Consider the following 20,510-nt stretch of genomic DNA (forward strand, 5'->3'; position numbering starts at 1 on the left):
TTACGCTGTTTTATCGCTCAATTGTGCGAGACGTTGTTCAAGTATCGCAATAGCCGATTCCATTTCGCTGACACGTTTTTCCAGCGCAGCGACCCGGTCGCCGGCATCTGAAGCTGGTGTTGCCGGCATTTTGCTGCTGGCATTCCAGGCTTTTATGGCATCGATAGCCTGCGTCACTGAGACTTTGAAAGGAGCCCGCGCGCGCAACAACCCTACGCCGGGCTGCAAACCTTCCTGGTGCATTTTGTGGCAAATCATAACGAGTTGTTGTGACTGGTCGGCCTGAGACATCATTTTTCCTTACTTCGGTTACTGAGAATACAGAGGTTTCGGGAATAGTATAAAGCACCAGTTAATAGTGTAATACACTAAATTTTAACCCAGTTTATTTTGCTAAATTTTATAATGTTAAACAAAATCAGTGAGTTAATTTGTGGTCTGAAATTTGATTCTTTAGGTGTTAATAAAACCACTGAAATTATTTTTTATAAAAAGGATTACAATGAAACATCTCATTCTGGCCGCTGCTCTTATTTCACCGTTCACACTCACCGGTTGTGTTATCTCTGTAGGCGGAGATGACGGACATTATTCTTCAGACTGGCAGGATCGTGAATACAATAACCGTAAGCATGTTTCGCAGTTAGAAACCGGTATGACCTACGAGTCTGTTGTCCGCAAAATGGGTGTAGCCGATTTTAACGAAATGCACGATAAGAATGATCACGCTTATCGCGTACTGTTCTACCGTACTCAACGCACCATGGATGATGGTGTCACATCTAAAGACGAATGTACGCCTCTGGTATTCCGTGACGGAATTCTTACGGGCTGGGGTGAGGGTGCTTACAACCAGCTCTGAACCGCTCAATAGTGTGAATTAACTTTTAGTTAACAAGTGAGGCGTTCTTCTGTAAAGTGATTAAAAAACAGGCTATAACTGTTTGTCAGGCGTCAGTAGTACATCCGCCTGTTCTCATTTACAGGAGATCGTCCCATGAATACCGTTCTTGAGCCAGATGTACATATCGAAGACGTGCGTGCAGTATTCCTCACTGCCGACAATCTGAAAGTAGCCGCTTCCATTCTTTATAACGCCTATCATGATGATCCTCTGTTCATGGACATCTTTCAGGCAGAAAAAGAAGGCTATGAAGGCCGTCTGCGCAGTGCCATCAGAGAAGAGCTGGATGCCTTCTGGGATGCAGGTCAACCCATGATAGGTTTGTTCGAAGACAGTCGCTTGCTGGCTGTCACTTGTCTGACGAAACCCGGAAGCAGCTTTTCCAGCGGGCGTTTCTGGCACTGGCGATTGAAAATGCTGCTGACAGCAGGCTATTTCAGTACCCGTGCTATGGTTGAGAAAGAAGAGAAGATCCGTAGTGCAATGCCCGCTGAACATTATCATATGGTATCTTTTATCGCCGTCCATCCGGACCATCAGCATCATGGTCTGGGTCATTTATTAATGGGGGCAATAGACAGTATTGTTAATGAAGACCCATCCAGCGAAGGGGTAGGCGTTTTTGTGAGCCTGCCCAAATATCTGAAGTTCTTCAGAAGCGGATTCTATCAACAGATCTCGGTGATCACAGTGTCTGACGTTACCGGAGAGATCCTCTTTAAGCCAAAGCCACTGGTCTGATCACTTAGCCTCTATCTACCTGTTTTGAAAGCGTAACCTGATGGTTGCGCTTTTTTTCATCATTATTCTGCTACCGGTGTTTTTTCACAAAATTTCCCCTGTAGACATTACCCAAAAGTTTGTAAGACATGTCTTACAAAAGTGTGGGACTTTGAAGTTTTTTTTATGACGCTTTTATTATACCAAAGTATAAAGTAGCTGTTTTTATTAGACTTTTTGGTAATGCCGGTAATGACAGATTTATGACGGTGAAAATAATTGAAAAAAGCATGTAGCACAGATCTTCAGGATCAGTACTATTAATCATGTCACAGGGAAACACGACGAGTCAGGGATGAACTTTACGACACTCATGGATGAACTGCGGACAACCGAAGGAACGGAATACTGACTCAGGAAGAGCCAGTTTTCAGGAGAACGGAAAAGGGATACGGTCAGGATGACCGTCAGGGACAACTTCAGGATGAAGAATACCAAGGGGATTATGGTCACAAGGACATTGGAAGCGCGAGGGAAAGCGCATCAGGGACAACCTCAGGAACGGGGATTACCACTGCACGGATGAGTGGTTAATATGGATTAAGGGATAAGGATAGCGTTCATGATGAACGCAATGGACAACTTCAGGGATTGAAGAATGCTGCACGAAGGATGTGTAGTTAATACAGGAAAAATGGAAAGGGATCCGCTCACGGAACAGAGTGGCCTGCTCAGGATGACGCAGGAAAAGAAGGAAAGGGGCGCATACGGATTTTTACTGGACGGTGAAAGTCGCAATGGATCGCAGAGAAGGACGCTCAAAATTCAGAAAAAGCGATAGCGTCGGGCTATCGCTTTTTTTGCGTTTTTATACGCGGTAAGGCGGTAATTGCGTTCTGAGTACCCGTTTTCCCACCATTTCCATTTCTCCTGTATATCTGTCTTCTCCGTTTCCGGAAAATTCAAACTCAAATCGTGAATGCCAGTCTGGCTTAGCATATTTGAAAGTTAGTCGTGTGGAGCGCCGGGCCAGTGTCAGCAACTGGAGATGATGTGTGTCGCAGTACCGGCGCGCGTGTTCGAATGCCGCCTCTGAAATGCTGCGGATCCGCCAGAACTGAAAGCCCGCAAATCCAATCAACAGAAATAAAGTTAATTCACCTAAAGTCATTTGTTTACTGCTTCTGTGCCTGGTTAAACAACCGCCCGAAGGCCAGCTTCAGCTTTTCGCTGCACGTATCTGTTCTCAACAGGGTCAATACCTGTAATCTCAGCACCGGTAACTGAACCAGGTCAGAGAAAAAACCGCCAAATACTGCGCCTTGCCTGCTTTCTTTATCATCCACAGCGGCAGCATTTTCAAAAAAGCGAACAAGAAGGGGTTCATCGAGCTGCGCATAGTGGCGGCCGGCAATCACGCTGAGCAGATGAATATCTGCCTGTTCCCCGTTCAGTAAATCTGTCAACAGTGCTGTGACACTTTCATCTGCTGTTTCGCTGGCCAGCGCCCGCAATGCTGCCAGACCCGTTACCGGGTTCTCAATCAGCGTTTCCTGACAGTAAACGGCGATGGCCTGTTTCAATGTTGGTGCCAGGTCGACGGGTTCGCAACTCTCCATCAGTGTCTTGACAAAATCCTGCTGAAAAAGTGACAGGTTAGTTATTACAGCGGTGACCGCGTCATCTGATGTCAGCGTAGTAGCATAATCGGCAATGGCCTGTACAGAGAGTTCCCGCCAGTCACTGACTGCCGGGGCTTTTACATACTGCGCAACTTTATCTGTGCCCGGCGCCGCCGGCAGGCCGAGCATATTTCGGGTCAGGGCGTTGAACTGCGCCATCTGCGACTGTACCGGCACAAAAGAGTAAGGATTATCCGGCAATGTATCCTGCTTTTCATTTTCCGGACTGCTACCGAGCACATCGACAATAATTTGCAAAAAATGATTACGGGCGGCCATGACCAGTAAACCCCGCTCATCAACCGGGAACTTCAGAAACCAGATATAATGATGTTTTACCGGCTTGCCCGACCAGAAGACAATGCCAAACCAGGCGTGTTGCTGGCGTGGTCTGGGGCAGGGGCGCATGCCGCTTTCCATTTCAAGGAATTGCTGTGTGTCCAGAGGGTGTACACCGCGGCCTAAATCAAACAATTGAAAGTCCGTTCCTGCGTGAAGCAGAAATTCGCTGAGTGTTTGAATAGATTGGGCTGACTGACCGGACATACTGAACTGCTCCACCTGAAAACAAAGGCGGTATGATAACGGTGTGCCGGGGCTTTTACTACCGTAACAGTGACTCTATAATGGCCGCTTTTCATCATAAAGAGCCGTTATGTCACAGGTTGAACACATTGGTCTGTTACTGAAAGATTTGGAAATAGTCCTTAAAGCAGGTGGCTACTGGTCGTCAACAGCACCGGCGCCGGAAGCGTTGCAAAGTACGCAGCCCTTCGCCCGCGATACGCTGGCCTTTGAAGCATGGCTGCAATTTATTTTCATTCCCCGCTTTCAGCAATTAATCGCTGCAGGACAATCTTTACCCGCCAATATGGCTTTACTGCCGATGGCGCAAATTGCGTTGCCGGGCGAGGTGGATTTGCATCTGGTGCTGCAGCAACTTGACGAGGTTGTTTGTGGAGAGTGAAGCGGGATTGATAACCGGTCATCAGCCAGTGAAGATTTTATATCGGGATGATCACATTGTTGCCATGGACAAGCCTCCGGGTTTGCTGGTTCACCGCAGCCCGATAGATAAGCGGGAAACTGAATTTGCTGTTCAGAGATTACGGGATACTGTGGGGCAGCACGTTTATCCGGTCCATCGTCTGGACCGGCCTACTTCCGGTGTACTGGTATTTGCATTTAACGGACAGATCGCCAGTCAGCTGGGGCAGGCAATGATGGGCAAACAGATCCGTAAAGGCTATCTGGCCCTTGTGCGCGGATGGATGAATGGCTGTGGTTTAATCGATTATGCCCTCACATTTAAAAGGGACAAGTTTGCCGATGCTCACCGGGCAGAAGACGTAGCCCCGCAGCATGCAGTAACTGAATACACGGTTATGAAAAAATTCAGTGTGCCTGTGCCGGTGGGAAGGTATGATTCTGCGCGTTATTCGCTGGTGGCGCTGAGGCCGTTTACCGGACGCAAACATCAGTTGCGCAGACACCTTGTTCATTTACGCCATCCAATCATCGGTGACACCTCACACGGTGATGGCAAACAAAATAAATTTGCACGGGAGCAGTTTGGTTTTAATCAATTAGCCCTTACGTGTACTTTAATGCAATTTTCACATCCGGTGACGGGAAAAACCGTTACCATCAATACTACGCCTCATGCGCCTTTTGCCAGTATGCTCAGCAACCTGGCCGGGTACGAGGTGACTTAATGACTGATTAAAGAGGGCTGATATGACAGCATTAACCATTCTTACCGGCAGTGTTTACGGAAATGCGCAGCATGCCGCAGAAACGGTAGCTGAATCCCTGAGTGCGCAAGGAATCGAGTGTCAGGTGTGCAGTGATCCGCAAGTTTCAGATGTGACTGACGCCGGTGCTTTGCTGGTGATCACATCAACAACCGGACAGGGAGATGTGCCACCGAATCTGGAATTTGTATTTTCAGATCTAAAAGACCAGTTTCCGTTGCTCGACAGAAAACCATTCGCTGTTTGTGCGTTAGGTGACAGCAGCTACGGAGATACGTATTGTGCAGCAGGACGCCAGTGGTTTGAATTGCTCAGCGAATTGCAGGGTAAAGCCGTGGCTGAGATGCTGGAGGTGGATGCTATTGAATGCTTTGAGCCGGAAAAGCCGGTGCTGGCGTTTGTTGAATCTATCAAAGATGAACTGGTGGTGTAATCGCCGTCAGTGTGTTTATAGCAGGCAGCTATAACGAAAAAAGCGCAGGCGGGTCAGTTTATACTCCCGGCTGCGCTTTTTATTTATGTGATCCGCAGAATTATTCTACCCCACGGAGCAGGGCGTTGATGCCTACTTTTGCACGGGTTTTTGCGTCCACTTTCTTCACGATGACCGCTGCATACAGGCTGTGAGAGCCATCTTTAGAAGGCAGAGAACCTGAAACCACAACTGAACCTGCCGGTACGCGACCATAAGTAATTTCGCCGGTTTCACGGTCATAAATGCGGGTGCTCTGGGAGATGTAAACGCCCATAGAAATTACCGCGCCTTCTTCTACGATCACGCCTTCAACGATTTCAGAACGTGCACCGATAAAGCAGTTATCTTCAATAATCGTCGGGTTGGCCTGCAGTGGTTCCAGTACACCACCAATGCCTACGCCGCCAGACAGGTGAACATTTTTACCGATTTGTGCACACGAGCCAACAGTTGCCCACGTATCTACCATAGTGCCTTCATCAACAAATGCGCCGATGTTTACGTAAGACGGCATCACAACCACATTCTTACCGACAAATGAACCGGTACGTACTGCAGCCGGTGGCACAACACGTACGCCTTCCGCGGCAAATTGTTCAGCAGTGTAGCCGGTATATTTTAAAGGTACTTTATCGAAGTATGTTGTTTCAGCACCATCGATAATGTCATTGTTGTGAAGACGGAAGTACAGTAATACCGCTTTCTTCAGCCATTGATGAACAACCCATTCACCGGCAATTTTTTCCGCTACGCGGGCTTTACCGCTGTTCAGCATAGCGATAGCGTCTGCAACAGCTTGTCTTACTTCGTCCGGCGCAGAAGAGGGTGACAAAGCGTCACGGTTTTCAAACGCATCTTCAATGATGGATTTCAATTCAGTCATGATATGTTGATGTCTTCAAGTTGATCGAGTTTAAACAGGATTTGCTTTTTAAGGGCAACCTGCTGCTCCTGGGTTAATGATTTGCCAGCGTCGTTGCTGACAATAAAAATATCTTCGGCACGCTCCCCGATGGTGGCAATCTTTGCCAGTTTCAGAACCACGCTTTTATCCACGAATGCATGGCCAATTTTAGCCAGAATCCCGGGGGCGTCCAGCGCTTCCAGTTCTATCAGTGTGCTTTCATCATTTAATGTAAAAAAGCGGACTTTCGTGGGGACATCCAACTGACGCATCTGGCGGGAAAGTTTGCGCTTGTTGTCATGGGCCCGTCCCGGCTTTTCCAGTTGAGAAAGAATGGCGTTCTCCAGACTCTTCGTACGGTTTTCACCGCTTAATCTGGAACCGTCATTTTCCAGCACCAGAATGCTGTCAAACACATAGCCGTCACGGGTGACTGTAATGTGGGCATCGTGAATTGAACAGTTTCTGCTGTCTATGACTGAGGCAACCTGAGCGAACAGTGCTTTCCGGTCCCGCCCGTAAATAAGAATTTCAGTGCCGCCTTTTGCGGAGTTGTCATTAGCTTTAACAACCAGAGCGTCGGGATTGTCTGCCAGTACGGATTTTTCCCCGTTTAAAATCTCCAATGTATGCCAGGCAATCTGCGCCGGCTTGAAGCGCACGAAGTAATCGTCTTCCAGACGATCCCACAGCGACTGAATATCGTTTTCCGGCACGCCTTGCGCGTCCAGAATAATACGCGCTGTGTGTTTATGTTCTTTTACCCGGTCGTCCAGCGTGACCTGGCATTGCAAACCATTGTCCAGTGCCTTTTGGGTCATGAGATACAACTCTCTGAGCAGCGATGATTTCCAGTCGTTCCACAGGTTATCATTGGTGGCGCGGATATCCGCCAGAGTGAGTACGTATAAAAGGTTCAGGTGGGTGTGGCTGCGCACGGCGGTGGCAAATTCGCTGATCACATCCGGATCATAAATATCACGACGCTGGGCAACCACTGACATCAGCAGGTGGTTTTCGACCAGCCATTCAATCAGCTCTGCATCTTTCGGCTTTATGCCATGTAGTCCGGCAAACTTTGCCACATCTTCAGCGCCCAGTTCTGAGTGGTCGCCGCCCCGGCCTTTTGCAATGTCGTGAAATACTGCGGCAATATAAATCAGCTCAGGTTTGTCCAGGTTACGGACAATTCTGCCGCACCGGGGAAATTCAATGTTTTCCGGCTGGAAGTAATGATTCACATTTTTCACCACACGGTGGGTGTGTTCATCAACGGTGTAGGCATGGAATAAATCGAATTGCATCATGCCAACAATCTTATCCCATTCAGGCAGGTAACATTCCAGAATGCCGTACTGATGCATGATATCCCATGCGAAATCGAAAAAGTGCGGATGGCGGAAAAGAAGCATCAGCCGTTCGCGGCAACCTTCCCGTTCTACGTAGTAGTTATTTTCAAACTTTCTGCGGACATTCCTGAGCTGGCGGATGGTATCGGTGTCCAGTCCCTGTACCGCAGGGGTGTCGGCCACGACTTTGAGAAAATCCAGCACAGCTTCCGGGCAATCAAATACACCGGAGCGGGTAGGGGATATCATTCCGTCCAGGAGTTTGAAGTCTGCGTTAACCGGCGTTTCAGACTGCACACTCTGATTCAGCATATCGTAGCGGAACCGTTGCAGCAGCATTTTATTCAGTTCACTCACACGGCGGATAATGCGAAAAAAGTCCCGCATCATTTTTTCTACTGATGCTTTTCCGTCGCGGCCGTAACCCAGTTTTTCTGCTACATCCGGCTGGTAATCAAACAGTAAGCGGTTCTCACTGCGTCCGGCTATAAGGTGCAGAGCAAAACGCATACGCCAGAGGTGCATGCGGCAGCTTATCAGTTCGCCATGTTCTTCTTCGGTAAAATAACCGTGGCCAACCAGATTAAAGCCGTCATATTCTTTAAAGTGCTTTTTTGCGACCCAGCCAATGGACTGGATATCACGTAAACAGCCCGGGTTCTCTTTAATATTAGGCTCAAGGTTGTAAGACGTGCCATTGAATTTGGCATGGCGGGCCATTTGCTCGTCGTACTTGGCTTTGAAAAAGTCTTTCGATGAAAGGGCTTTGCGGCTGTTCAGCTTATCCCACAGTGTTTCAAACACATCCATATCACCGGTGAGCAGGCGGCTCTCCACAAGATTTGTGGTGATCGTGATATCTTCTTTAGCAAGTTGCAGTGTTTCTTTCACTGTACGGACAGATTGACCCACATCCAGTTTGATATCCCATAAAAGCGTGATGAACTGACTGATACGCTCCTGCACATCTTTATTGAGCTTTTTGTGACTGACAATTAATAAGTCGATGTCTGAATGCGGTTGAAGATGACCGCGGCCATATCCCCCTACCGCACAAAGCGCCAGGCCGGATACAACATCCAGACCCATCAGTTGCCAGAGGTGGGCAAGCATGGCATCCACAAACTTCGCACGGCCGGTGACCAGTTGATCCACCGGTGTCGTATCAAACGCACTTTCGAGCCACTGATTAGACGCGGTAATACACGCTTTGATACCTGCGATATCTTCAGCGGAGGTGATGGTTTCGGCCTGTTCGATTAGTCTTTGTAAGCTCAAAATGTGCCTTTTATTACTTCAGAAAGGAAAAATCTGGCGAACAATAACATGAAACGTCATATTTTCGCATTATGCAAAGGTGATGAAAATGAGCTAAAAAGTGAATAATTAGTCGAAAAAGTTATAACTAAGGGAGAAGGACAGGCGCCGGGATACGCCTGTCGGAAAAACTTACCGGCCGGAATTAACTGTGGCTGATGACTCTGGGCAAATCTTCTTCTTCACGCAGCGTCAGTACTTCAACGCCGTCTTCAGTAACCAGCAAAGTATGCTCCCACTGGGCGCTCAGGCTACGGTCTTTAGTGACCACAGTCCATTGATCCGGCAGTACCTTTGAGTGGCGCTTACCGGCATTTACCATGGGTTCGATTGTGAAGCACATACCCGGAACCAGTTCATCCCCCGTGCCCGGACGGCCATAGTGCACAATCTGAGGTTCTTCGTGGAAACCTGCACCAATACCGTGTCCGCAGTACTCACGGACAATAGAATAATTATGCGATTCAGCGTGTGTCTGACAAAGGTGACCGATGTCCCCCAGGCGCATGCCGGGTTTTACCTGCCTGATGGCGTTATACAAACACTCCTGTGTTACCCGCACCAGGCGTTCAGCCAGAATGGCGGGCTTACCGACGATAAACATCTTTGAGGTATCGCCGTGGTAACCGTCTTTTATCACGGTTACATCAATATTAATGATATCGCCGTCTTTAAGTTTTTTATCCGACGGGATGCCATGACAAATACAATGGTTTACCGACGTACAAATAGATTTTGGAAAGGGCGGATGACCATAGTTTAATGGTGCCGGAATCGCTTGTTGCTCATTGACAATATAGTCGTGGCATAAGGTATTCAGTTCGTCAGTGGTTACACCTTTTTTTACATGTGGTGTAATCATCGTCAGCACGTCTGCGGCGAGTTTGCCGGCAACGCGCATTTTTTCAATTTCTTCAGCGGTTTTAATTATAGCTGCCACTGTACCCTCGATTATTGATAACAGAGAAAACGGGAATGCGCCGGAAATGTGTTTAGTCTGATGATATACCTGACTCAGGTATTTGTAGTTATCACAAATTAAAACGGCAGGCGCATGATTGCTGTTATGGTAACGTCTGACAGCGCAACTGTATAGTCATCCTGCATTTTGACAGCCTCAGATGACGTTAAAACTTGAGCATGGGGGCTTGTTGTGGTATAAAGCGCCCGCGTTTTGTGAGAGTCGGAAAAACACTGTTTATCCGGACCGCAATATTCGTAAATTAACTTTTTAAATAACACACATATACCGACACTTGTCATCGGGGTGTCTGCAAGGTCTTCACAGACTGCGCGGATCGATGGAAGGGGTATATGGAGGCCTAACCCCAAGAGGAAAATATCATGGCTAACGTATCAATGCGTGACATGCTGAAAGCCGGTGTGCATTTCGGTCACCAAACCCGCTACTGGAACCCTAAGATGAAGCCTTTCATCTTCGGTGCCCGTAACAAAGTTCATATCATCAACCTGGAAAAAACAGTACCTCTGTTCAACGAAGCAATGAACTACCTGTCTGGTGTTGCTTCCAAGAAAGGTAAAATCCTGTTTGTTGGTACTAAGCGTGCGGCTGGTGAAGCTGTAAAAGATGCAGCACAGAAATGTGACCAGTTCTACGTGAACAAGCGTTGGTTGGGCGGTATGCTGACTAACTGGAAAACAGTTCGCCAGTCTATCAAGCGTCTGAAAGATCTTGAGCAACAAGCACAAGACGGTACTTTCGACAAGCTGACCAAAAAAGAAGCGCTGATGCTGCAACGTGAAATGGACAAGCTGGAAAGCAGCCTTGGCGGTATCAAAGACATGGGCGGTCTGCCTGACGTGATCTTTGTTATCGACGCTGACCACGAGCACATTGCAATCACTGAAGCACGTAACCTGGGTATTCCTGTAGTTGGTGTTGTAGATACTAACTCTAACCCTGACGGTGTTGACTTTATCATCCCTGGTAACGACGACGCGATCCGTGCTATCCAGCTGTATCTTGATGCTGCTGCTGATGCAGTAAACAAAGGTCGCGAAAGCAACCTTGAAGTTCAGGCTGAGCAAGACGACTTCGTAGAAGCCGCTGAGTAATCAGATCTGACCGGTGACAGTGGTCATGGCAATGACATGCCACTGTCATCAAAAATACCGAATATCTCAAGAGGGGCACCAATAGCCCCTTTTACCTTATTAAATGTTTAATGCTGAGGAATTGAAAAATGGCAGTGACTGCAGCACTTGTTAAAGAACTGCGTGAGCGTACCGGCGCAGGTATGATGGATTGTAAAAAAGCGCTTGTTGAAACCGACGGTGACATCGAACTGGCCATCGAAAACATGCGTAAGTCTGGTCAGGCTAAAGCCGCTAAAAAAGCTGGCCGTATCGCCGCTGAAGGTGTAATCCTGACTCAGGTTGAAGGCAACCGCGCTACCATGATGGAAGTAAACTGTGAAACTGACTTCGTTGCCCGTGACGAAGGTTTCCTTGGCTTCGGTAACAAAGTTCTGGCCGTTGCACATGCCGGTAACATCAACTCTGTTGAAGAGCTGAACGAAGCTGAATTAGACGGCGCGAAAGTTATCGAAGTACGTGACGCGTTAGTTGCTAAAATCGGTGAAAACATTTCTCCTCGTCGCGTTATCAACGTTGAAGGCGACAACCTGGGTGCATACGTGCACGGCGGTCGTATCGGCGTAATCGCTATCTTAAACGGTGGCGACGAAGAACTGGCTAAAGACGTAGCAATGCACGTTGCAGCGGCAAGCCCTCAGTTCGTTAAGCCTGAGCAAGTGCCAGCTGAAGTAGTAGAAAAAGAGAAAGAAATCCAGGTTGAACTGGCTATCCAGTCTGGTAAGCCTGCTGATATCGCTGAAAAAATGGTTGCTGGCCGTATGAAGAAATTCACCGGCGAAATCAGCCTGACAGGTCAGCCTTTCGTTAAAGATCCTTCTGTTTCTGTTGGTGAATTGCTGAAGAGCAAAGGCGCTGACGTTGTTAACTTCATCCGTTTTGAAGTGGGTGAAGGTATCGAGAAGAAAACTGAAGACTTCGCAGCTGAAGTTGCGGCTCAAATGGAAGCGGCGAAGAAATAATTCTGCGTTTCGCTTTTTCATTCGGCCAATGTCGGATACACTACAGAGCACCTCTTCGGGGGTGCTTTTTTATGAGTGAGGCAATCAACTGCCTGACAGTAAAAATATCGCTTGTAACGAGTCGGCTTGCGTCATTTCTTGTTATGTATAACGAGGCATGAGACAAGCCGAATTCATAAGGACTATTCAAACAATGAGTATCACACCAAAATCAGCCTATCGACGTATTTTGTTAAAACTCAGCGGTGAAGCGCTAATGGGTTCCGAAGGATTCGGTATCGACCCTAAAGTGCTCGATCGCATGGCTCAGGAAATTAAAGAGCTGGTTGAATTGGGTGTACAGGTTGGCTTAGTTATCGGTGGCGGTAACCTTTTCCGTGGTGAAGGCCTGGCGAAAGCGGGTATGAACCGTGTAGTGGGTGACCACATGGGTATGTTAGCCACTGTCATGAACGGTCTGGCTATGCGTGATGCATTGCACCGTGCTTTTGTAAACGCCCGCCTGATGTCTGCTATTCCTTTAAATGGTGTTTGTGACGCCTACAACTGGGCAGAAGCTATCAGCTTATTAAAATCCGGCCGCGTTGTGATCTTCTCTGCAGGTACCGGTAATCCTTTCTTCACTACCGATTCTGCTGCCTGTCTGCGCGGCATTGAAATTGAAGCTGAAGCCGTATTGAAAGCCACTAAGGTAGACGGTGTATACAGTGACGACCCGGTAAAAAATCCTGACGCTACACTGTATGGCCAACTGTCTTATCAGGAAGTGCTGGAAAAAGAACTCAAAGTGATGGATTTATCTGCTTTCACTCTGGCACGTGATCACCGTATGCCTATCCGCGTATTCAACATGAACAAACCGGGCTGTCTGAAGCGGGTTGTCATGGGTGAGCAGGAAGGTACGTTGATTGACCATCCTGAAAATTTTAAGTAAGAAATAGGAAACAACTGTGATTGATGAAATTGAATTAGATGCGCAAGAGCGTATGGATAAAAGCATCAGTGCACTGAAAAGTCAGTTAAGCAAAATTCGTACAGGCCGTGCTCACCCGAGCCTGCTTGACGGCATCATGGTGCCTTACTACGGTGTGGATACGCCGCTGAAGCAAGTTGCGAACGTTGTCGCAGAAGACAGCCGCACGCTGGCGCTGAGTGTATTTGATAAAAGTGCTATTCAGGCTGTAGAGAAAGCTATCATGCAATCTGATCTGGGCCTCAACCCGATGAGTGCAGGAGCGTCGATTCGTATCCCGTTACCTCCGCTGACGGAAGAGCGTCGTAAAGATCTTATCCGCGTTGTACGTAACGAGGCGGAAGGTGGTCGTGTTGCTATCCGTAACATCCGCCGTGACGCAAACGGTGACATTAAAGATTTGCTGAAAGAAAAAGAAATCAGTGAAGATGAAAGCCGCGCTGCGGAAGAAAACATTCAGTCTCTGACGAATGATTTTATTAAAAAAGTGGATGCCATGCTGGCAGACAAAGAAAAAGAACTGATGGAAATTTAAAAAGTTACTATGTTAGGAATGCGGTCTAACACAGCGCCTGAAACCACTGAGACCCCGGTCAATGTACCGGGTCCTCAGCATGTTGCGATCATCATGGACGGAAATGGTCGATGGGCGCAGAAAAAGGGCAAAATCAGAACGTTTGGCCATAAGGCCGGCGTTGAGTCTGTTCGCGCGGTAGTGCGTTTTGCCCGCCAGAACAAAATACAATCACTGACGCTGTTCGCTTTCTCCAGTGAAAACTGGAAGCGTCCCGAAGAAGAAGTGTCGGTGCTGATGGAACTGTTCAATCTGGTATTGAACAATGAAGCGAAGCGATTACATAAAAACGGTGTACGTTTAAAAGTGATCGGTGACGTTTCAGCTTTTGATGATAAATTGAAAGATAAGATCCGTAAAGCAGAAGAAATGACTGCTGACAATAAGGATCTTGTTCTCAATATTGCTGCCAATTATGGTGGCCGCTGGGATATCGTTAATGCGGCACGGGAGTTATCTCAGGCTGTAGCAGAAGGCTCGATGACTGCTGCAGATATCACTGAAGAGGCTTTCGACGCAAAAATGTCAACAGCAGGGCTGCCGGAGCTGGATTTACTTATCCGCACAGGCGGTGAGCATCGCATCAGCAACTTTTTGCTGTGGCAATGTGCCTACGCTGAACTCTATTTTACTGACGTGTTATGGCCTGATTTTTCTGAAGATGTTTTTCAGCAGGCAGTCAATGATTACAAACAACGCCAGCGCCGTTTCGGTCTTACGGGCGAACAGGTCAGCGTTCCACGGAACTGAAGCCTGCAACTAACGGCGGTGCCGGCACCGCCATCAGGAGCACATCGCCAATTATGCTAAAACAACGAATAATAACAGCATTAATTCTGGCGCCTCTGGCGCTGATAGCCATCCTTTTTTTACCGGTCTGGCAGTTTGAAGTTGCCATTGCCGGTGTCGTCGGGTTGGGTGCTTATGAGTGGGCGAATATGTCCGGCATCACAGCACGTCCCCGCAAAGCCATGTTCGCTGCTTTTGTTTTTGCGCTGTGTCTGGTGCTGTCGTCCATTGTGGATGCTCAATACATCTGGTACCAGGGGCAACTCCACGGGCTTTACCATTTCATCCTTGGCGTATCCGTTATCTGGTGGATGTTCTCGCTGTGGATGATCATTTTCTATCCCCGTTATTCAGCCTTCTGGCGGAACAATAACCTGATTCGTTTAGGCTTCGGTCTGCTGACCTTAATCCCGACCTGGGTTGCCGTTATCAGTCTCAGAACCAGTCTTCATGATGTTGATACCTTATATGGCTCATCGCTGATTTTCTATGTGCTCGGTATTGTCTGGGCGGCAGATATCGGCGCATTCTTCAGCGGCGTTAAATTCGGTCGCCATAAACTGCGGCCTAATGTGTCACCCGGCAAAACGCTGGAAGGTTTAATCGGTGGTATCGGTGCATCTTTCGCTATTATCGCTTTTGCAGCATTACATTATCAGGTAGCAACAGACCGCATCTGGCTGCACTTGCTTATTGGTGGCATTACCGTGGCGGTATCTGCGCTGGGTGATTTAAACGAAAGCATGCTGAAGCGCTGTGCAGGCATTAAGGACAGTGGCAAATTATTGCCCGGACACGGTGGTATTCTTGACCGTATCGACAGCCTCACTGCGGCCTTTCCCGTATTTGCATTTTGCTATGTTACCTGGATGGCTTGATGCAGACAGTTACCATACTTGGCGCAACCGGCTCCATCGGTTGCAGTACCCTCGACGTTATCAACAGACACCCGGATAAATACCGGGTTTTCGCTGTTACCGGCAACAGTCAGCTTGAAAAGCTCATGCAGCAGGCAATCAGCTGCGCAGCACGATACGTGGTAGTCGCAGACGATAATTTGTATGACGATGCGGTGAAGCTGGCGCAGTCGATGAAAGTCAGTTCGGAAATTCTTTGTGGCCCTAAGGCGCTGGAAGAAGTTGCCAGTGCACCGGAGGTGACTTCGGTGATGGCGGCCATTGTTGGTGCAGCAGGCTTATTACCAACCCTTGCAGCGGTAAAAGCAGGTAAGCGTGTATTGCTGGCAAACAAAGAAGCGCTGGTTATGTCCGGTGCGCTTTTCATCGATGCCGCTAATCAGAGCGGGGCAGAAATTCTTCCCATAGACAGTGAACACAATGCCATATTCCAGTGTTTGCCTGAAGGATTTCGCTATGGTGAATTGCAGCAGGCAGGGATCAGTCAAATTTTGCTCACCGGTTCCGGCGGACCTTTCCGTCACCGCGATATTGACACCTTTCACAGCATCACTGTAGAGGAAGCCTGTCATCACCCGAACTGGTCCATGGGACGGAAAATCACGGTGGACTCGGCGACCATGATGAATAAGGGACTGGAATTTATTGAAGCCTGCTGGTTATTCGGTGCTTCTTCAAAAGATATTACGGTGGTACTGCATCCTCAAAGTGTGATCCATTCCATGGTACAGTACACCGATGGTTCGGTGATTGCCCAGTTAGGCAACCCTGATATGCGTACGCCCATTGCTTATGGCCTCGCCTGGCCTGAACGTATTGATGCCGGCGTTGAACCGCTGGATTTTGCGAAAATGGCAAGCCTTACTTTTGAGTCACCCTGTTACGCGCGGTATCCTAACCTGAAACTGGCGATTGATGCCTGTGACAGCGGTCAGGCTGCCACAACGCGCCTTAATGCGGCCAACGAAATTGCCGTTGCCGCCTTTCTGGATGGCGCCATTGGTTTTACCGATATTGCAGCAATTAACGAGGAAACGTTAAACAGAATGGAACCTGTAACGGTATCGTCACTCCAACAGATCCTTGAAGAAGACAGAATGGCGAGAGAAGTCGCCACAGAACTGGTACGGAGTAAGGTGTAGTGTTCACGTTTCTGTGGAGTTTAGGTTCATTCATAGTCGCACTGGGTATTTTAGTCGCGGTGCACGAGTGGGGACATTTTATTGTTGCCCGGATGTGTGGCGTGCATGTCGAACGGTTTTCAATCGGCTTTGGTAAACCGTTCTGGACACGAAAAGATAAGAAGGGCACCGAATTTGCGGTAGCCGCTATACCGCTGGGCGGATATGTACGTATGCTCGACGAGCGTGTGGATGTCGTGCCTGCGGAAAAACGTCACCTGGCGTTCAATAACAAACCTGTATTACAACGTATGGCAATTATTGCCGCTGGCCCCGGTGTAAATTTTATCTTTGCAGTGCTCGCATTGTATATGATGTTCCTGATTGGTCAGAATACAGTAAAACCGGTGATTGGCGATATAACGCCGGACAGTTTCGCCGCGCAGGCTCAGATAAAAGCCGGTGATGAAATTATTGCAGTGGGTGGTCATGAAACGCCTGACTGGGAATCGGTAAATCTGGAATTGATTTCTGCGATTGGTACACCTCAGGTGGGAATTACCGTGAAATCTGCCCAAGGTGTGACCAGTCAGACGAATTTACACATTGCCGGCTGGAACTTTGACCCGGAAAAACAGTCTGCTTTAAACAGTTTGGGCATCGTACCTTTCAGACCTGAAATTACCACCGTGGTGGCATTCATTTCTGAAGACAGTCCTGCAGAGCAGGCGGGGTTACTGGTCGATGATGAACTGATTGCGCTAAATGGCGAAAAGATAGAAAGCTGGATGTCTCTGGTTGACACTATTAAAGGGTTACCCGGTGAAACCGTCAGCATTACATTAATGCGGGGCGGTCAGCAACAGACAGTTAGTGCTACAATAGCGCGCCGGGATACCCCTGACGGTCAGGATGGTTTCTTAGGGGTAAGCCCTAAAGCTGAACCCTGGCCTGAAGGTTATGTCTTTACTCATCAGTACGGTCCTGTTGAAGCCGTGAGTAAAGCACTGGATAAAACCTGGCGGCTGACTGCCGTCAGCGTAGAAATGCTCGGCAAGCTGGTTACCGGCGATGTATCGCTGAATAATCTCAGCGGACCAATTTCCATTGCGCAGGGCGCAGGCGTCAGTGCCGGATACGGACTGGCATACTTTTTAAGTTTTTTAGCGTTGATCAGTGTCAGTCTCGGCATTATCAATTTGTTGCCAATCCCCATGCTGGATGGCGGTCACTTGCTGTTTTATATCATCGAGTGGGCATCGGGCAAACCTGTACCGGAACATGTGCAGGAGTGGGGGTTTAAAATTGGCGGCGCACTGCTTTTCATGATGATGAGCATCGCCATATTTAACGATATTAGTCGCTTTGTTTCTTAGGGACAAAACGGCAGTTTTACATTAGAACAGCAAACGCGGCCAGGAATAAAAGAATAGATGAAGTTAAATCAGTTAGTAGCAGCCGGAATCATGGTTTCCAGTGCTAGCTTCGCCAATGCTGCAGCGTCTGACAGTGAATTCGTTGTTGAAGATATTAAAATTACCGGCCTGCAACGTGTGGCACTGGGTGCGGCACTGACCTATCTGCCTGTTCAGGTAGGCGACCGCCTTAACAGCTTCCGCATCACCCAGGCTATTCGCTCTCTTTATTCTTCTACTCACTTTGAGCGGGTAGAGGTATTACGCGACGGTAATACCCTTATCGTGAAAGTGTCAGAGCGTCCTACTATCAGTAACATTATCTTTGAAGGTAACGATGACATCAAAGATGAGCAGTTACAGGAGAGTCTGGATGGTAACGGGATCCGTGTGGGAGAGCCGCTGGATAAAACCGTGCTGACGTCAATTGAAAATGGCCTCAAAGACTTCTTCTACAGCATTGGTAAATACAATGCTGATGTGTCTGCTATTGTGACACCGTTGCCCCGTAATCGTGTTGATTTGAAACTGCTGTTCGAAGAAGGCGATGCCGCAGAAATCCAGCAAATTAATATCGTCGGTAACTCAGTATTTACTGATGAAGAACTGATGCAGGACCTTGAACTGCAGTTCGACACACCCTGGTGGGATTTTCTGTCTGAAACCCGCTACCAGCAGCAAACCCTGCAAGGGGATATGGAAACATTAAGAAGCCACTATATGGACCGTGGTTACCTGCGTTTCAATATTGATTCTACGCAAGTTTCCATGACGCCGGAAAAAGACGGCATCTACGTTGCGATGAATGTCACCGAAGGAGAGCAATACACCATCTCTGATGTGGAGCTTGTCGGTGATTTGCTGGGTAACGAAGAGTATATCGAGCGGGTGCTGCCGTTGACTGTTGGCGAGCTTTACAGTCAGGCTGAAGTTACCTATACCGAAGAATTTATCAGTAAATACCTGGGCCGTTTTGGTTACGCTTATCCGACAGTGACCACGGTGCCGGAAATCAACGACGAAGATAAAACAGTTAAACTGACCCTGTCAGTCGATCCGGGTAAGCGTATCTATGTGCGTCGTATAAACTTCGAAGGTAATTCTGTTACGTCTGATAATGTATTACGTCATAACGTTAACCAGATGGAAGGCACGTGGCTGTCGAATTCACTGCTGGAAAGCTCAAAAGCGCAGCTTTCCCGTCTGACTTACATGGAAGAAGTTGAGTTCGAAACTAACCGTCTGCCAGGTATTGATGATCAGGTTGATGTGGACTTCTCAGTCAAGGAGCAACCTTCAGGCTCGTTTAACGCCGGTATCGGTTACGGTGACAGAACGAAACTGAGTCTGAATGCCGGTATTCAACAAAATAACTTCCTGGGTACAGGTAAGCAGGTGGGTCTGAACATCAGTACGGTATCGTATCAGCGTTCAGCTCAAATTACCTATAACGACCCCTATTTCACCATCGACGGTATCAGTCTGGGTGGTAGCATCGGTTACAGCGAGTTCGACGGCTCTGACTTTAACGTTATCCAGTACAACTCTAAGCGCTGGTCAGTGGGGGCTAACGTTGGTTATCCAATCAACGAAGTTAACCGTATTAATTTCGGTATTACTTACTCCAGTGTGGAGTTATATAACACCGGTTATTACGAGCAGACTGAGCAGTTTTATAATCAGTTCCGTGATTCCGCCGATCCGGAAGCACCTATTAACTATGACAGCTTCCAGGCCAGTGTGGCGTGGAGCCGCAGTACACTGAACCGTGGTCTGTTCCCTACAGCCGGTTCATCACAACGTGCGAGTTTCAGTATTACTACGCCGAACTCTGACGTGAATTACTTTAAAACTGTATTCGATACCAAGTTCTATTTCCCGCTGTCACGTAATCAGCGCTGGTCAGTGCTGGCTCGTCTGCGTTTAGGTTATGGTAACGGCTACGGCGACATTAACGGTAATGAGCAGATCCTGCCGTTTACGGAAAACTTCACGGCCGGTGGTGCAGATACGCTGCGTGGCTTTGAAAATAACACCGTGGGCCCCCGTGGTGTGATCAGACGTAATTATAATACGGTGACCGGTCCTGACGGAGAGGTGTATCCGGGCGATGCAGCTGATGATAGTATTCAGATCTCCAGCCGGAGCCTGGGTGGTAACGCCATGGCATTGGGTGGCATCGAGTTAATCGTTCCGACACCATTTGTGGATGTGGAATACGATAATTCAGTACGTACCAGTGTTTTCCTCGACGTAGGTAACGTGTGGGATACTGAATTCGACTACGATAAGTACAAAAACTTAGACCAGATCAACTCATCGTACGGTAAGTTGTTGGACTATTCCGACTGGACACAGTATCGTAGTTCCGCCGGTATTTCTGTACAATGGATTTCACCGATGGGACCTATGGTATTCAGCTTCTCGCGTGCTATTCAGGAACGCGATGGTGATGATGCCAAGTTCTTTACGTTTAATATCGGTCAAACATTCTAATACTAATCCGGCAGTGAACCGGGCTTAAATTTTAAAAAGGAGT

General features: G+C 48.1%; 20 protein-coding genes. 14 read left to right on the forward strand and 6 right to left on the reverse strand.

Annotated features, from left to right (window positions below; genetic code table 11):
- Entirely contained in the window at positions 1-294 is a 294-nt protein-coding gene (locus ACXAH4_RS16510) for a hypothetical protein (protein WP_474844596.1), read from the reverse strand.
- 208 nt (positions 295-502) lie between these two features.
- Here ACXAH4_RS16510 and ACXAH4_RS16515 point away from each other — a divergent pair, with 208 nt between their 5' ends.
- Entirely contained in the window at positions 503-862 is a 360-nt protein-coding gene (locus ACXAH4_RS16515) for a DUF3192 domain-containing protein (RefSeq protein ID WP_474844597.1), read from the forward strand.
- Positions 863-997: 135 nt separating this feature from the next.
- Entirely contained in the window at positions 998-1,645 is a 648-nt protein-coding gene (locus tag ACXAH4_RS16520; protein ID WP_474865750.1) for a GNAT family N-acetyltransferase, read from the forward strand.
- A gap of 847 nt (positions 1,646-2,492) precedes the next feature.
- On the opposite strand, the gene ACXAH4_RS16525 is transcribed toward ACXAH4_RS16520, so the two are convergent.
- Positions 2,493-2,795 (reverse strand): DUF3301 domain-containing protein, encoded by a 303-nt coding sequence (locus ACXAH4_RS16525; protein ID WP_303574442.1) that lies wholly within the window; start codon positions 2,793-2,795, stop codon positions 2,493-2,495.
- 4 nt (positions 2,796-2,799) lie between these two features.
- Positions 2,800-3,852 carry a DUF3549 family protein gene (locus tag ACXAH4_RS16530; RefSeq protein WP_474882678.1) on the reverse strand — a complete coding sequence of 351 codons (1,053 nt, stop codon included), beginning with the start codon at positions 3,850-3,852 and terminating at the stop codon, positions 2,800-2,802.
- Positions 3,853-3,961: 109 nt separating this feature from the next.
- Between ACXAH4_RS16530 and ACXAH4_RS16535 the strand changes: the two genes are divergently transcribed.
- Genes ACXAH4_RS16535 through ACXAH4_RS16545 form a run of 3 tightly spaced genes read left to right on the forward strand, consistent with a single transcriptional unit; the run spans position 3,962 to position 5,493 of the window.
- Positions 3,962-4,273 carry a YqcC family protein gene (locus ACXAH4_RS16535; protein WP_474844600.1) on the forward strand — a complete coding sequence of 104 codons (312 nt, stop codon included), beginning with the start codon at positions 3,962-3,964 and terminating at the stop codon, positions 4,271-4,273.
- 28 nt (positions 4,274-4,301) lie between these two features.
- A complete protein-coding gene (locus ACXAH4_RS16540) occupies positions 4,302-5,021 on the forward strand; it encodes a pseudouridine synthase (RefSeq protein WP_474844601.1) in 720 nt (239 codons plus the stop codon).
- A 22-nt stretch (positions 5,022-5,043) separates the two neighbouring features.
- Positions 5,044-5,493, forward strand: a complete 450-nt coding sequence (locus tag ACXAH4_RS16545) for a flavodoxin domain-containing protein (RefSeq protein WP_474882680.1) — start codon at positions 5,044-5,046, stop codon at positions 5,491-5,493.
- 100 nt (positions 5,494-5,593) lie between these two features.
- On the opposite strand, the gene dapD is transcribed toward ACXAH4_RS16545, so the two are convergent.
- From dapD to map, 3 genes are all read right to left on the reverse strand, one after another.
- The gene (gene dapD / locus ACXAH4_RS16550) at positions 5,594-6,418 is read right to left on the reverse strand and encodes a 2,3,4,5-tetrahydropyridine-2,6-dicarboxylate N-succinyltransferase (RefSeq protein WP_119500480.1); all 825 of its coding nucleotides are present in this window, start codon (positions 6,416-6,418) and stop codon (positions 5,594-5,596) included.
- Positions 6,415-9,066, reverse strand: a complete 2,652-nt coding sequence (glnD, locus tag ACXAH4_RS16555) for a [protein-PII] uridylyltransferase (RefSeq protein ID WP_474882682.1) — start codon at positions 9,064-9,066, stop codon at positions 6,415-6,417. Before glnD ends, dapD begins: the two co-directional genes overlap by 4 nt.
- Before the next feature lie 184 nt (positions 9,067-9,250).
- Entirely contained in the window at positions 9,251-10,045 is a 795-nt protein-coding gene (gene map, locus ACXAH4_RS16560) for a type I methionyl aminopeptidase (protein ID WP_303574437.1), read from the reverse strand.
- Between the two features lie 404 nt (positions 10,046-10,449).
- On the opposite strand from map, the gene rpsB reads away from it, so the two are divergent.
- The 9 genes from rpsB (at position 10,450) to bamA (ending at position 20,467) form a co-directional block, all read left to right on the forward strand.
- A complete protein-coding gene (rpsB, locus tag ACXAH4_RS16565; RefSeq protein WP_119500484.1) occupies positions 10,450-11,181 on the forward strand; it encodes a 30S ribosomal protein S2 in 732 nt (243 codons plus the stop codon).
- Positions 11,182-11,309: 128 nt separating this feature from the next.
- On the forward strand, positions 11,310-12,182 hold the full coding sequence (gene tsf / locus ACXAH4_RS16570) for a translation elongation factor Ts (RefSeq protein ID WP_474844604.1): 873 nt from the start codon (positions 11,310-11,312) through the stop codon (positions 12,180-12,182).
- 193 nt (positions 12,183-12,375) lie between these two features.
- Entirely contained in the window at positions 12,376-13,116 is a 741-nt protein-coding gene (pyrH, locus tag ACXAH4_RS16575; protein WP_119500486.1) for a UMP kinase, read from the forward strand.
- 16 nt (positions 13,117-13,132) lie between these two features.
- Positions 13,133-13,690 (forward strand): ribosome recycling factor, encoded by a 558-nt coding sequence (gene frr, locus ACXAH4_RS16580; RefSeq protein ID WP_119500487.1) that lies wholly within the window; start codon positions 13,133-13,135, stop codon positions 13,688-13,690.
- A gap of 9 nt (positions 13,691-13,699) precedes the next feature.
- Positions 13,700-14,479 (forward strand): polyprenyl diphosphate synthase, encoded by a 780-nt coding sequence (gene uppS / locus ACXAH4_RS16585; RefSeq protein ID WP_474882684.1) that lies wholly within the window; start codon positions 13,700-13,702, stop codon positions 14,477-14,479.
- Positions 14,480-14,532: 53 nt separating this feature from the next.
- A complete protein-coding gene (locus tag ACXAH4_RS16590) occupies positions 14,533-15,396 on the forward strand; it encodes a phosphatidate cytidylyltransferase (protein WP_119500489.1) in 864 nt (287 codons plus the stop codon).
- On the forward strand, positions 15,396-16,577 hold the full coding sequence (ispC, locus tag ACXAH4_RS16595; RefSeq protein WP_474882686.1) for a 1-deoxy-D-xylulose-5-phosphate reductoisomerase: 1,182 nt from the start codon (positions 15,396-15,398) through the stop codon (positions 16,575-16,577). Before ACXAH4_RS16590 ends, ispC begins: the two co-directional genes overlap by 1 nt.
- Entirely contained in the window at positions 16,577-17,932 is a 1,356-nt protein-coding gene (gene rseP / locus ACXAH4_RS16600; RefSeq protein ID WP_474882688.1) for a sigma E protease regulator RseP, read from the forward strand. Before ispC ends, rseP begins: the two co-directional genes overlap by 1 nt.
- A 57-nt stretch (positions 17,933-17,989) precedes the next feature.
- Positions 17,990-20,467: an outer membrane protein assembly factor BamA gene (bamA, locus tag ACXAH4_RS16605; RefSeq protein ID WP_474844608.1), complete on the forward strand. Its 2,478-nt coding sequence runs from the start codon at positions 17,990-17,992 to the stop codon at positions 20,465-20,467.
- The last annotated feature ends 43 nt before the right edge of the window (positions 20,468-20,510 follow it).

Source organism: Alteromonas sp. ABV2_168, assembly GCF_056161165.1.